Here is a 13,065-nt window from a genome sequence, read left to right as displayed (position 1 = left end):
TAGAAAACCATTGCTGCGCCGGCTTCCGGCGCAGCGCGGAGTCGAACATGACGGGACGTCTCAATGGCAAGGTCGCGCTGATTACAGGCGGCGCGGGAGGGTGCGGGTTGGCCGCATCGCAACTGTTCGCGGCAGAGGGGGCGCGGGTCGGTATCGTCGACTTGCCGGGCAGCAAAGGCGCCGAGGTGGCTCGGCAATTGCGCGATGCCGGCCATCACGTGCTGTTCGCACCCGCCGATGTGTCCGACGCGCAGCAGGTCAAAGCCGCAGTCGCGGCCGTGGAACAAGCGTTCGGGCCAATCACCGTGTTGCTCAACCACGCCGGCATCCTGGCCGCCGTGCCCTTCCTGGAAACCAGCGAAGAAGAGTGGGACCGGATCATGGCCGTGAACGTGAAAAGCATGTTCCTGGTCACCAAGGCGGTATTGCCGGGCATGCTCTCGGCAGGCGGTGGCAGCATCGTCTGCACGTCGTCGATTTCGGCGGTGGTGGGCACGCCCATGGAGGTGCTGTATTGCACCAGCAAAGGCGCCACGCACATGTTCGCCAGGGCCATCGCCGTGGAGTTCCGCGACCGCGGCATCCGTGCCAACGCGATCTGCCCAGGCTTCATCGCCACCGACCACGGCCTGCGCGAAATCGCCATGCTGCGCAAGCACGGGGTAGATGTCAGCGAACACGCGATCGCCGCCGCCCAGGGGCGCTTGTGCCAACCCTCGGAGGTGGCCACCGCGGCCTTGTTCCTGGCCAGCGACGATGCCAGTTTCGTCAACGGCACCCACCTGTTTGCCGACAACGGCTACACCGCCATCTGATCACAATAATAATGGGCAGGAGAGCAACGTGAGCACCTCATCGAACAACATGCACATCAACGAGTTCGGGCTCGACCAGGCGCACTGGCGCAACTGGGCGGGCAACCAGTCGTGTATCCGCGCGGCACGTGGCGCCCCCTCCAACGAAGACGAGCTGTGCACCCTGGTCAGCCAGGCGAGCGCCAATGGCATGAACGTGCGCGTGGCGGGTTCCGGGCATTCGTTTACCCCGGTGGCGCTGACCAACGGCCTGCACCTGTCGCTGGGCAACATGAGCGGTGTGCGCCACATCGACCTTGAGCAAAAACGCGTCACCGCAGCCGCCGGCACCACCATCAACGCCTTCGGCAAGGCGCTGCGGGCGGCCGGCCTGTCGATGGTCAACCAGGGCGACATCGACAGCCAGTCGATCGCCGGCGCCCTGACCACGGGCACCCACGGCACCGGCCTGACCTTGGGCAACCTGGCTTCTTCGATCGTTGGCCTGAAGCTGGTTCAACCCAACGGCGAGATCATCGTGGTGGATGAAAGTACGCCCGACTTGCTGCAGGCGAGCCGAGTATCGCTGGGCGTGCTGGGGATCGTGTCAGAGCTGACCTTGCAGGTGACCGACAGCTTTAACCTGCACGAACGCATCTGGCGTGAAGACTTCGAAAGCGTGATGGACAAGCACGATGAACTGGCGCGCACGCACCGCCATTTCAGCTTCTTCTGGTGCCCCTACGAGCAGAGCCGGCACTGCTACTGCCTGCCGGACACGGCGGCAACCTCCACCAGTGGGCGCACCTCCGATGTGTGCGAGGTGAAAGTCATGGACATCACCGACCGCCCGGCCTGGGAAAGCGAATTCGAGAAAGTCGCCTACAGCTCGGACGTGTACCCGATCGAGTACCTGCCCAACTTCCATGAACTGGAATATGCCGTGCCCCTCCGGCACAGCAAGGAAGCCTTGCGGGCGGTGCGCAAGCTGATGCTCGAGGACTTCCCCGAGGCGATCTACCCCATCGAGTACCGCTTCACCGCCGGCGACGGCGCCTGGATGAGCCCGTTCTTCGAGCAGGACAGCGTGACCATTTCGGTGTCTGGCCAGCCGGGCACCGACTATTGGGACTACCTGCGTGCGGTCGACCAGATCCTGCGCGCATACGGCGCTCGGCCGCACTGGGGCAAGCTGCACTTCCTGACCGGTGACGACGTCAGTGCCCTCTACCCCCGTGCCCAGGATTTTCGCAACCTGCGCCGCCAGCTCGACCCCCAGGGTATCTACCTGAGCGAGCACCTCAGCCCGCTGTTCAAGTAAGCCGCAACGCTTGGCACAACGCCCGAGGCAGCCCCTCGGGCGTTGTGCGTTTCAGGCGTTCAGGCCTTGGCCAGGTAATCGATGAACAGGCGAAACAGTTCGGCGTTGGTGGAGATCTCCAGCCGCTGGTAGATATTGTGCTTGTGCACTTTCACCGTGCCATCCGAGATGTTCAGTTGCCTGGCAATCGACGCATTGCTGTGCCCCTGCAACAGCAACTTGGCTATGTAGCGCTGGGTCTCGGTCAACTGCCCCTGCAAAATCTCGACAAAGGCATCTTCCAGCACCCCGCCCTCGGCAGGCGCATCGCGCAGGTAATCGGCGTAGCGCAGCCGACAATGCTGGCCCAGCACCGAGGCCAGCACGGGCGCCATGGCAGCCAGCACCTGCATGTCGTCTTCGCTGAAGCTGCCACTGCTGAGGTTGCGCATCAGCGAGTAGACGACGGCCACCTGAGGCCGCAGCGCAATGATGAACCCCACCTCCTCCACCGAGGTGCCGTAGTCGGACGACACGCACGGGTGGATGTCCTTGGAGATGGAAAAGCCTGAAGCATAGAAACTGTCGGGCGCCAGCTCGCTCATGCGCCAGAGCCCGCCCGGGTGCTCGTTGACACAGGCGACATAGAACGGGTCGAGCAGGTAGCCGCCCCGCACGTAGGCGTTCAGCGTGCGCTCGGACACCGAATCGTTGTAGCCGTTATGCACCAGCAGCGCATGCTGGTTGAACTTGAACAGATAACCACAGCTCATCTCGAATGCCAGTTTTGCCCGTAAGAGCGCATCGATGGCCGGCCCCAAAGCGTCCGTGCCGATCGCATCGATCACCGCCGCCAGCCTGTTCGCTTCTTCCAATGTCATCACTCACCCCGCTGTCGTGCACACAAGCCCCTGGGCAACTTACCGCCCTGCACCGCAAAAAGCACAAAATCCGGGGCGCCCAGGGCGCTCCGGATCATGTCGGCGACGTTTTTCGGTCAGGACGGTTCGGCGGCTACCTTGTAGGCACTGGCGGCATCGTCCTCGCGCCCCATCTCCACAGCCTTGGGTACGGCCAGCCAACTGGCGAGCAGCATGGCGAACAGGCCACCGCTGAGCTTGCCGATGATCAGCGGCAGAATCAGCGAGGGCTGGAAGTTGGCGGAGAAGGCCATGTGGTCGCCGAAGGTGAAGGCGGCGCACACCGAGAAGGCGATCACCAGCACCTTGTCCTTGGGCGGCATCTCGCTCACCAGCCTGAACATGGCCAGAATGTTGGCCGAGGCGGCCAGCACTCCGGCGGCGCCGACCCCGGACATGCCGAACCGCGAGGCGACCCGCTCGATGGGCCGTGCCAGAAAGCGCTTGAGCAGGTGCACCATGGGGAACGCCCCACACAGCATCAGGCCAACGTAGCCGGCAATTTCCAGCGCGCGGAACTGGTCGTCAGCATCAGCGATGATCGGGGCGAAGCCCCAGCTACCGAACACAGCGCTGAAAAAGCCGGTGAAGTACTGGACGATGGAGGCCACCAGCACCAGCACCACACCGATATACATGAACTGACCGAGCTTGAGGAACACGTACACCATCAGCGTCGGGAAGTAGCGCAGCGCGGCGGCCAGCACGATACAGAACAGAATCAACGGCATCAGGTTGCGCACCAGCATCGGCCAGGTGAAATGCAGCGCCTGGGTGGCCGCGCCGGTGGTGGCGATGTCCGGCCGCACCTCCAGGCCGAGCAGTTGCATGGTCATGGCGATTACCATGATGCTGACGGGAATGGTCAACAAGCCGGCCATGATCCCCAAGGCCATGTACTTGTGGTCGACCTTGCGCAGCATGGCCAGCCCCACCGGGATCACGAAGATGATCGTCGAACCGGACTGGAAGCCGGTGATCAGGCCGAGGATCCAGCCTTCCGGGCTTTGCGCCAGGGCCTTGGCCAACTGGTAGCCGCCCATGTCAGAGGCGATGAAGATCGGCCCGGCAATCCCTGGGTCGGCGCCCAACGCCAGGAACAGCGGCGCGATGAGCTGGCTGATGCCTGCGGATATGTACGGGATTGCCGCCATGATGCCGGCCACGGGGATGAAGATCGGGCCAATGCTGTGCAGGCCGGCGATGAATTCCTGGCCCAGTTCACCCTCCGGGTTGTAGATGGATGCCACGGCGCCCAGTACCGCGCACACCATGATGACGTAGATGACATAGGTGCCGATGTTTTCCATTTGCCGCCTCATTCTTGTAAGCGTTATAGGGTTGGCAGGACTGAAAGACACGGGGGCGTAATTGTTTTTATCGCGCATGCAAGGTGCGCCCCGTCGACGGTTAAGCTATTCGGCAGGCAGCGGGCTGTCCATATACCGGGAGGTATATGCAGTTCCCCGACAGCAACAGCACAGGAGCAATGGAATGATTCACGGCAAAACGCTAGACGCCTGGTACGCCTCCCACCCCTTGGTCGAGGACCTGGTGGCACTGCGCGAAACCTGCTGGTTCAACCCTGGCATCGCGCCAACCGCTGAGGTCTTGGAAGACGTCGGCCTGACTGCCGCCGACGTGCACGCAGCCAGTGCCCGGCTGCTGCGCTTCGCTCCGTACCTGGCCACGGTGTTCCCAGACACCGCCGCCTCTGGCGGCATCATCGAATCACCGATTCGCCCGCTGCCAACCCTGCAGCACGCCTTGCAGCAAGCAGCCGGCCTTGCGCCCAGCGGCTCACTCTGGCTCAAGGCCGACAGCGAGCTACCCATCTCTGGCTCGATCAAGGCCCGCGGCGGCATCCACGAAGTGCTCAAGCATGCTGAAGACCTGGCGCTGGCGGCCGGCCTGATCACCCTGGACAGCGATTACCGGGTACTGGCCAGCGACCCAGCCCGGCAGTTCTTCAGCCAGTACAAAGTGGCCGTCGGCTCCACCGGCAACCTGGGCCTGTCGATCGGCATCATGAGTGCCCGGCTGGGCTTCCAGGCCACGGTGCACATGTCTTCCGATGCGCGGCAGTGGAAAAAGGACAAGCTGCGCGCCAACGGCGTGAACGTGGTCGAGTACCCGTCCGACTACAGTGTTGCGGTGGAGCAAGGCCGCCAGCAGGCCGCGGCAGACCCTGCGTGCTACTTCGTCGATGACGAAAACTCGCCGCACCTGTTCCTCGGTTATGCCGTGGCAGCCGAACGCTTGCTGGGCCAATTCAACGCCGCCGGTATCAAGGTCGACGCCGAGCACCCGCTGTTCGTCTACCTGCCCTGCGGCGTGGGCGGCGGGCCTGGCGGAGTGGCGTTTGGCTTGAAGCTGGTGTTTGGCGACCATGTGCACTGCCTCTTTGCCGAGCCGACCCATTCGCCCTGCATGTTCCTTGGCGTTTACACTGGCCTGCATGACCAGACCAGCGTGCAGGACTTCGGCATCGACAACGTCACCGCCGCCGACGGCCTGGCGGTGGGCCGCCCTTCCGGTTTCGTCGGCAAGGCCATGCAACGCTTGCTGGATGGCTACTACACGGTAACGGACGAGCGTCTGTACCAACTGTTGGTACTGGCCCATGACCTGGAGCAGGTACGGCTGGAGCCCTCGGCGCTGGCCGGCATGCCCGGCATGTTGCAGGTGCTGCAAGCGCCGCAGTACCTGGCGCGCAGGGGGCTGACGGCGCAACGCATGGCCAACGCTACGCACCTGGTGTGGGGCACCGGTGGCAGCATGGTGCCGGATGAGGAGTATGCCGCCTACTTGGCCAAGGGGCGCTAAGCCGTGCGCCGGCGATAGGCCAGCAGCAGGAAGACGAACCACAACGGCATCACGCACAGCGCCATCCGCGTATCCGGCTCCAAGGCCAGCAACACCAGCACGAAGCAGAGGAAAACCAGCGACGTGACGGCCATGGGCACGCCACCCGGCAGCTTGAACGTCGACGCCTGGTGCGCGGCCGGGTTGCGCTTGCGGTAGGCGAGGTACGCGGCAAGAATCATCGACCAGGTGAAGATCACCAGGATCGCCGAGATGGTCGAGATCAGCGTGAACACCGTCATCACCTCGGGGATGATGAACAGCAAGGCCAACCCGGTCAGCATGCACACCCCGGAGAACAGCAAGCTGTACACCGGCACGCTGAGTGCCGAAAGCCTGGCGAAGATGGCCGGTGCGTTACGCCGCTCGGCGAGGCCGAAGAGCATCCGGCACCCGGAATAGACGCCGCTGTTGGCTGAGGACGCCGCCGAGGTCAGCACCACGAAATTGAGCATGCCGGCGGCAGCCGGGAAGCCGGCCAGCAGGAACAGCTCGACGAAGGGGCTGCGGTTGGCCGGTACTTCTGCCCACGAAACCACGCTGATGATGCACACCAGTGCCAGGATGTAGAACAGCAGGATGCGCAGGGGAATGGTGTTGATGGCCTTGGGCAGCGAGCGGTGCGGGTTCTTTGCCTCGGCCGCAGTGGTACCGATCAGCTCGGTGCCGGCGAAGGAAAACACGGCAATCTGGAACCCTGCAAAAAAGCCGCTGATGCCATGGGGCAGCACCGCGCCTGGGGCCACCACATTGGCAAGCGAGGCGACCACCCCATTGGGTGATACATAGGCGGTGGCGATCATCACGGCTGCAGTGATGATCAGCAGGACGATGGCGACGATCTTGATGATCCCGAACCAGAACTCCACTTCGCCGAAGATTCGCACCGCCAGCATGTTCAGGCCCAGCAGCACGAACAGGGTGAGGAACGCCGGTATCCAGGCGGGCACGTCCGCATACCAGTACTGGAAGAACCCGGCCACGACCACCACGTCACCGACCACCGCCACACTCCAGCTCAACCAGTACGACCAGCTCAGCACGAAGCCTGCACGCGGCCCCAGGTAATGGGCGACGATGTCGGCGAAAGATTTGAAACGCAGGTCGGATAACAGCAGTTCGCCCATCGCCCGCATGACGAAGAACACGAAGAACCCCAGGATCGCGTAGACCAGCAGGATGGAGGTGCCGGACAACGCGATGACCTTGCCCGACCCCATGAACAAGCCGGTGCCGATGGCGCCACCGATGGATATCAACTGGATGTGGCGGTTTTCCAGCGTGCGTTTCAGGTGCCCGTCACGGGGCGAATCTGCAGGTTTGCTTTGCTCAAGGCTTGCGGACATGTCTTGCATGAGCGACCTCTTTTTATTGTTGGAATGGGTGCCTGGGGCAAGGCCCGCACAGGCCTTGCCCCGGTGCTATTTGCACGTGCTATCAACAGGCGCTTTCGAAACCTTGCAGGGTGTTGACGGCATTGATGCCGATTTCGTCGACCATGTAGCCGCCCTCCATCACGAACAGCGTCGGGATACCCGCACGGGCGATCTCGGCGCCCAGGCGCAGGAAGTCTTCGCTGGTGAGCTTGAAGTGGCTGATCGGGTCGTCCTCGAAGGTATCGACGCCAAGGGATACGACGAGAAAGTCGGGCTGGTGCGCGACAACGCGCTTGAGCGCCTCCTGCAAGGCCTGCCGATACTGCGCCCAGGCGGTGCCCTTGTTCAGCGGGTAGTTGGCAGTGAAGCCCTCGCCCGCCCCCGAGCCCTGTTCGTGGGCATAGCCGGAGAAGTACGGGTAGCAGAAGTGCGGGTCACCGTGGATCGACGCGAAGAACACATCGGGGCGGTCGTAGAAAATGTTCTGCGTGCCGTTGCCGTGGTGAAAGTCCACGTCCAGCACGGCCACCCGCTGCGCGCCCTGGCTCAGGCAGCGTTCGGCGGCGATGGCGGCATTGTTGAGGTAGCAGTAGCCGCCCATGTACTCACGGGCCGCATGGTGCCCGGGTGGGCGACACAAGGCGAAGGCGCTGTGCGCGCCATCGATGACCCGTTGCATGCCGGTCAGGGCCACGTTGGCGCTGCTGCGCACGGCCTCCCAGGTGCCGCCGGTAATCGGCGCGCCGGCGTCCATGGCGTAGAAGCCCAGCTTGCCGTCGATGAAGCCCGGTTCTCGGTCGATGGCCAGGTCGCGCACTGGCCATACCAGCGGTAGCGCATCATGGGTCTTGCCGCTGGCCGTCCATTCTGCCCAGGCATTTTCCAGAAAGCTCACGTAGCGCTCGCTGTGCGCCGCGACGTAGCAGGCACGGTCGAAGGCCTGCTCGGCGATGACATCGCCCAGGCCCGTGGCCTGGACACGAGCCAGCACCGTGTCGGCACGCTGGGGGTTTTCGAATGAGGGTGTGATCGCCCCGTCCTTGAGCTCGGAGCCATGGTGCAAGCGATGATTGTGGCTAAAGACTGTCAGCACGCGAATGTCCTTTTTCAAGGTGTTATCGGATAACCAATTTTCGCGAGAGAGCAGTGAAAATGCTTTGCTTTATGCTCAGGCAAACCGGATGCTTGAGCAAAATATTCAGCCGGTAGCCACAAGATGAGCAAAGCTTTTGCTTACGAAGAACTGGACGAGGTAGACCGCGAGCTGCTGCGCTTGCTGCAGGAGGACGGCACCTTGTCCAGCGCCGCCCTGGGCGAGCGCTTGTCGATGACCGTCACGCCCTGCTGGCGCCGGCGCAAGCGCCTGGAGGAGTTGGGGCTGATCAAGGACTACCAGGCCAACCTGGACCGCAAGAAACTGGGGTATGACGTCATGGCGTTTGCCCAGGTGCGCTTTGGCAACCATTCGGCCGAAGCGCCTGATGACTTCGAGCAGGTGATCTTGAAGCTGCCGCAGGTGTTGTCGTGCCACAAGGTGACGGGTGAGGCTGACTATGTGCTGACGGTGCTGGCGACCGACCTGGAGAGCTATGGGCGCTTTGTCGAGGAAGTGTTGCGCCGGCAACCGGGCATTGCTTCGATTCAGTCGAGCTTGGCCTTGCGGGAAATCAAGGCGGTTAGCCGGGTGCCTGTCAGGTAAGGGCGATGGGGGGGCGGGTGCATGCCTTGGTTCTTACAGCGCCTGGGAGATCGAGCGCCGCCCGCGCGGCGCTCGATCTCCCAGGCGCTGCAAGAACCAAGGCATGCCCCACCCCCACCCCCTACTCCGGCAAGCTATACCGCTCGGCAAAATACCGCCGGAAGAACTCAACCGCCACCCGCACCTTGGCCGAGCTTGCCAGTGGCGAGGTGTACACGGCCCAGATATCCGCCGGCTGGTGATAGTCCGCCAACACCTGCACCAGCCGCCCGTCCAGCAAGCTGTCGTGCACATCCCACCAGGACCGCAGCAAGATCCCGCGCCCATCCAGGCACCACTGGTGGGCCACCTCGCCGTGGTTGCTCGACAAGCCCCCGGTCACCCGCACGCTCTCTTCGCCATCAGGGCCCTCCAGCTGCCAGATACCAAACGGGTGGTCACGTTCCTTGATCACCAGGCAGTCATGGCTGCCCAGGTCGGCCAGCACTTTCGGCGTGCCGTGGCGCGCCAGGTAGCCAGGCGCGGCACAGAGTACCCGGCGGTTCCTGGCCAGGCGCTTGGCGATCAGGTTGGGCGCAATGGTATTGCCCACGCGGATGTCCAGGTCGACCCCCTCTTCGATCAAGTCCACCAGACGGTCATGCACATCCAGGCGAATATCCAGACGTGGGTAGCGCTCGGCCAGCTCCGACAAGGCCGGCGCCACAAACCGCCGACCCAGGCCCAAACTGCTGGCAATGCGCAGTTGCCCCGCCGGTTCGCGGTGCTGGGCGCTGATGTCATCCCCCATGCGCTGCACCGCGTCGAAAATCTGCAGCGCCCACTGGTACACCCGCTCGCCCTCCTCGCTGACCGTCACCCGCCGGGTGGTGCGGTGCAACAAGCGCACCTCGAGGTTTTGCTCAAGCAGGCGAATGCGTTTGCTGATGTACGCCGCCGACATGCCCAACTCGTCAGCCACCGCAGCAAAGCTGGCACGTTTGGCCACCAGGAGGAAGATATTGAGGTCGTCGAGGCTAGGCAGATTATTCACACTTCGTGTTCCAAGAATCCATGAATGGCTAGATTATCTCCGATTCAAGGCCTTATAGCATGGCCCGCACCTGTTCCCTAGACAACGAGTGCGCCCCCCATGAGCAAGACATTCAGAATTGCAGCAATCCCTGGCGATGGCATCGGCATCGAAGTACTGCCAGAAGGCATCCGCGTGGTCGAGGCTGCCGCCCGCAAGCATGGCCTGGACATCAGTTTCGAATTCTTCGAGTGGGCCAGCTGCGATTACTACCTGGCCCACGGCAAGATGATGCCGGACGACTGGTTCGAGCAGCTGAAGGGCTTCGACGCCCTCTACTTCGGCGCGGTCGGCTGGCCAGACAAGGTACCGGACCACATTTCCCTGTGGGGTTCGCTGCTCAAGTTCCGCCGTGACTTCGACCAGTACGTGAACATTCGCCCGGTGCGCCTGTTCCCGGGCGTACCCTGCCCGCTGGCAGGCCGCGAGCCCGGTGACATCGACTTCGTGGTGATCCGCGAGAACACCGAGGGCGAATACTCGTCCCTGGGCGGGCGCATGTTCGAAGGCACCGAGAACGAGTTCGTGCTGCAGGAATCGGTGTTCACCCGCCGCGGTGTCGACCGCATTCTCAAGTACGCATTCGATGTCGCGCAAACCCGCGAGCGCAAGCACGTTACCTCGGCGACCAAGTCCAACGGCATGGCCGTGAGCATGCCGTACTGGGACGAGCGCACGGCGGCCATGGCTGCCAATTATCCGGAAATCAGCTGGGACAAGCAGCACATTGATATCCTCTGCGCTCGCTTCGTCCTGCAACCGGACCGCTTCGACGTGGTGGTGGCCTCGAACCTGTTCGGCGACATCCTGTCCGACCTCGGCCCGGCCTGCGCCGGCACCATCGGCATCGCCCCGTCGGCCAACCTCAACCCCGAGCGCAAGTTCCCGTCCCTGTTCGAACCGGTACACGGCTCGGCACCGGACATCTTCGGCAAGAACATCGCCAATCCGATCGCGATGATCTGGTCCGGTGCGCTGATGCTCGAGTTCCTCGGCAACGACGGCGCCGACCCGCGCTACCGTGCGGCCCACGATGACATCCTCACGGCCATCGAACAGGTCATTGCCGCCGGTGACACCACCCGCGACATGGGCGGGCAGAAGTCCACCCAGGACGTCGGCCGGGCCATCACGGCCTTGATCGAAGCCTGACCCGGCCGGGCCGATTAGCACACGTGTCTGACAATCGGCCCTCCCCCTCTTGCGAGCGGCGCGGATTAAATGCAAAATCTGTTAACCATTAGATGTACGTTAACCTTTAGTTAACAGCCAAGGAAGGAGTGGTACTGCAACACCCCGGATGCCTGCCGGGTATAACAAGTACGCCAACGTCCAGGAGACGATGATGTCGCACAAGAATAAAAAGATTGATGTGTTCCTGATTACCATGAGCCTGATCGCCGTGCTGCTCACGGTGCTGGGCCTTGCAATGTTCCCCGCCGAAGCCGAACACGCGGCCAACCAGCTGTTCGAACTGTCCACCCGTACCTTTGGCACCAGTGTCCAGGTGCTGGTGTTCGGTAGCACCCTGGCCGTGCTGTACCTGGCCTTCAGCAAGTACGGCAATATCCGCCTGGGCAGTGGCAAACCCGAGTACGCCACCGCGACCTGGGTGTTCATGTTCATCTGCGCCGGCATGGGTTCCTCGACCCTGTACTGGGGCGTGATGGAATGGGCCTACTACTACCAGACTCCCGGCCTCAACATCGCCGCAGCCACCCCCAAGGCGCTCGAGTACAGCATTGGCTATTCGTTCTTCCACTGGGGCGTCAGCGCCTGGTCGATCTATGCCCTGGCCTCGCTGGCCATGGCTTATCACTTCCACGTGCGCAAGAAGAGCGGCCTGAACCTGGCCTCGATCATCGAAGCGGTGACCGGTTTCAAGGCCACCGGCCCCGTTGGCCGCAGCGTCGACCTGATCTTCCTGCTGACCATGATGGGCGCCCTGACGGTATCGCTGGCACTTACCGCCTCGACCTTGACCCGCGGCCTGCATGACCTCACCGGCACCCCCGACACCTTCACCGTACAATTGCTGGTGATCGGTGCCGTCGCGGTGATGTTCTCGCTCAGCTCCTACATCGGTATCGATGGCGGCCTGCAGCGCCTGAGCAAGATGGTGTGCATCGGCGCGCTGGTATTTGCCGCCGTCATCCTGCTGGTTGGCCCGACGCAGTTCACCATCAACAATACGGCCAACTCGATTGGCCTGATGATCCAGAACTACGTGCACATGAGCCTGTTCACCGACCCGGCCGGCGACGGTGCCTTCACCCGCAACTGGACGGTGTTCTACTGGCTCTGGTGGGTGTCGTACGCACCGGGCGTGGCGATGTTCGTGACCCGCGTGTCGCGCGGCCGGCAGATCAAGGAAGTGGTCATGGCCCTGCTGATGGGCGGCAGCTTCGGTTGCTGGTTCTTCTTCGGCGCGCTGGAAAGCTACAGCATGCACCAGTTCATCACCGGTGCCATCGACGTGCCGAAAATGCTCAGTGAACAAGGCGGCGAATCGGCCGTGACGCACCTGTTGCTGGCCTTGCCATGGGGCCAGGTGTTCCTGGGTGTGTACCTGTTCATCATGGCGATCTTCTGCGCCTCGCACATGGACGCCGCCGCGTATGCGGTAGCGGCCACCAGCACCCGCAACCTGCGCGAAGGCGATGACCCGACACCGACCCATCGCCTGTTCTGGTGCGTGGTGCTGACCCTGGTGCCACTGGCCATGCTGTTCGCCAAGGCATCGCTGTCGACCATGAAAACCGCGGTGGTACTGACGGCGATCCCGTTCATGGTGATTCTGCTGGTGAAGATATACGGCTTCTTCAAGTGGATGTTCGAAGACTACGGCCAGGTCTCGGCCTACCGCATCGAGGAAGAGGCAGCGCGCCTGGCCGGTGAAACACCTGCCGAGCATGCCCCGCGCAGTGCCGCCGCCGTGCATTGAAACAAGTGAACTGAACTGGCCTGTGTGGGGCGGCCTCGCCCCACGACGGCAAATTTTTTTGCCCGGCTTGTTAACCAATAGATACGTGTTAACCA

The 13,065-nt window shown here is 62.9% G+C and carries 11 protein-coding genes; 6 read left to right on the top strand and 5 right to left on the bottom strand.

The window, feature by feature from the left end; genetic code table 11:
• Positions 1-47: 47 nt before the first annotated feature.
• Positions 48-815, top strand: a complete 768-nt coding sequence (locus LOY26_RS10015) for an SDR family NAD(P)-dependent oxidoreductase (protein ID WP_186659949.1) — start codon at positions 48-50, stop codon at positions 813-815.
• Between the two features lie 28 nt (positions 816-843).
• Positions 844-2,115, top strand: a complete 1,272-nt coding sequence (locus LOY26_RS10010; RefSeq protein WP_186659947.1) for a D-arabinono-1,4-lactone oxidase — start codon at positions 844-846, stop codon at positions 2,113-2,115.
• A 59-nt stretch (positions 2,116-2,174) separates the two neighbouring features.
• Here the strand turns inward: LOY26_RS10010 and LOY26_RS10005 are convergent, their stop codons facing one another.
• Positions 2,175-2,975: a helix-turn-helix transcriptional regulator gene (locus LOY26_RS10005; protein WP_095063582.1), complete on the bottom strand. Its 801-nt coding sequence runs from the start codon at positions 2,973-2,975 to the stop codon at positions 2,175-2,177.
• A gap of 116 nt (positions 2,976-3,091) precedes the next feature.
• The gene (gene eutH / locus LOY26_RS10000) at positions 3,092-4,324 is read right to left on the bottom strand and encodes an ethanolamine utilization protein EutH (RefSeq protein ID WP_186659945.1); all 1,233 of its coding nucleotides are present in this window, start codon (positions 4,322-4,324) and stop codon (positions 3,092-3,094) included.
• Positions 4,325-4,508: 184 nt separating this feature from the next.
• Here eutH and LOY26_RS09995 point away from each other — a divergent pair, with 184 nt between their 5' ends.
• Positions 4,509-5,840: a D-serine ammonia-lyase gene (locus tag LOY26_RS09995; RefSeq protein WP_258714663.1), complete on the top strand. Its 1,332-nt coding sequence runs from the start codon at positions 4,509-4,511 to the stop codon at positions 5,838-5,840.
• Here the strand turns inward: LOY26_RS09995 and LOY26_RS09990 are convergent.
• A complete protein-coding gene (locus LOY26_RS09990) occupies positions 5,837-7,234 on the bottom strand; it encodes an amino acid permease (protein WP_186666203.1) in 1,398 nt (465 codons plus the stop codon). The genes LOY26_RS09995 and LOY26_RS09990 overlap by 4 nt on opposite strands.
• An 82-nt stretch (positions 7,235-7,316) precedes the next feature.
• Complete coding sequence (locus LOY26_RS09985; protein ID WP_258714662.1) at positions 7,317-8,348, bottom strand: histone deacetylase family protein; 1,032 nt, start codon at positions 8,346-8,348, stop codon at positions 7,317-7,319.
• A 123-nt stretch (positions 8,349-8,471) separates the two neighbouring features.
• Between LOY26_RS09985 and LOY26_RS09980 the strand changes: the two genes are divergently transcribed.
• Positions 8,472-8,954, top strand: coding sequence for an Lrp/AsnC family transcriptional regulator (locus LOY26_RS09980; protein WP_033698757.1), 483 nt, complete (start codon positions 8,472-8,474; stop codon positions 8,952-8,954).
• A 121-nt stretch (positions 8,955-9,075) separates the two neighbouring features.
• Here LOY26_RS09980 and LOY26_RS09975 read toward each other — a convergent pair whose 3' ends face one another.
• On the bottom strand, positions 9,076-9,987 hold the full coding sequence (locus LOY26_RS09975) for a LysR substrate-binding domain-containing protein (RefSeq protein WP_186659939.1): 912 nt from the start codon (positions 9,985-9,987) through the stop codon (positions 9,076-9,078).
• Between the two features lie 99 nt (positions 9,988-10,086).
• On the opposite strand from LOY26_RS09975, the gene LOY26_RS09970 reads away from it, so the two are divergent.
• Together LOY26_RS09970 and LOY26_RS09965 are read left to right on the top strand one after the other, a co-directional pair.
• On the top strand, positions 10,087-11,178 hold the full coding sequence (locus LOY26_RS09970) for a tartrate dehydrogenase (protein ID WP_186659937.1): 1,092 nt from the start codon (positions 10,087-10,089) through the stop codon (positions 11,176-11,178).
• Between the two features lie 193 nt (positions 11,179-11,371).
• Positions 11,372-12,970 (top strand): BCCT family transporter, encoded by a 1,599-nt coding sequence (locus LOY26_RS09965; RefSeq protein WP_050506109.1) that lies wholly within the window; start codon positions 11,372-11,374, stop codon positions 12,968-12,970.
• The last annotated feature ends 95 nt before the right edge of the window (positions 12,971-13,065 follow it).

Source organism: Pseudomonas sp. B21-047 (assembly GCF_024748775.1).
In the GTDB taxonomy this organism is placed as follows: Bacteria; Pseudomonadota; Gammaproteobacteria; order Pseudomonadales; family Pseudomonadaceae; genus Aquipseudomonas; species Aquipseudomonas capeferrum.
Note: the sequence above shows the minus strand (reverse complement) of the source record. Positions and strands in the feature narration are given on the sequence as shown.

Bases quoted from the DNA above. Each gene is read 5' to 3' on its own strand.
- LOY26_RS09980 (WP_033698757.1), top strand. From the start codon at position 8,472: ATGAGCAAAGCTTTTGCTTACGAAGAACTGGACGAGGTAGACCGCGAG.
- LOY26_RS09990 (WP_186666203.1), bottom strand. From the start codon at position 7,234: ATGCAAGACATGTCCGCAAGCCTTGAGCAAAGCAAACCTGCAGATTCG.
- eutH (WP_186659945.1), bottom strand. From the start codon at position 4,324: ATGGAAAACATCGGCACCTATGTCATCTACGTCATCATGGTGTGCGCG.
- LOY26_RS10005 (WP_095063582.1), bottom strand. From the start codon at position 2,975: ATGACATTGGAAGAAGCGAACAGGCTGGCGGCGGTGATCGATGCGATC.
- LOY26_RS10015 (WP_186659949.1), top strand. From the start codon at position 48: ATGACGGGACGTCTCAATGGCAAGGTCGCGCTGATTACAGGCGGCGCG.
- LOY26_RS09995 (WP_258714663.1), top strand. From the start codon at position 4,509: ATGATTCACGGCAAAACGCTAGACGCCTGGTACGCCTCCCACCCCTTG.
- LOY26_RS09970 (WP_186659937.1), top strand. From the start codon at position 10,087: ATGAGCAAGACATTCAGAATTGCAGCAATCCCTGGCGATGGCATCGGC.
- LOY26_RS09965 (WP_050506109.1), top strand. From the start codon at position 11,372: ATGTCGCACAAGAATAAAAAGATTGATGTGTTCCTGATTACCATGAGC.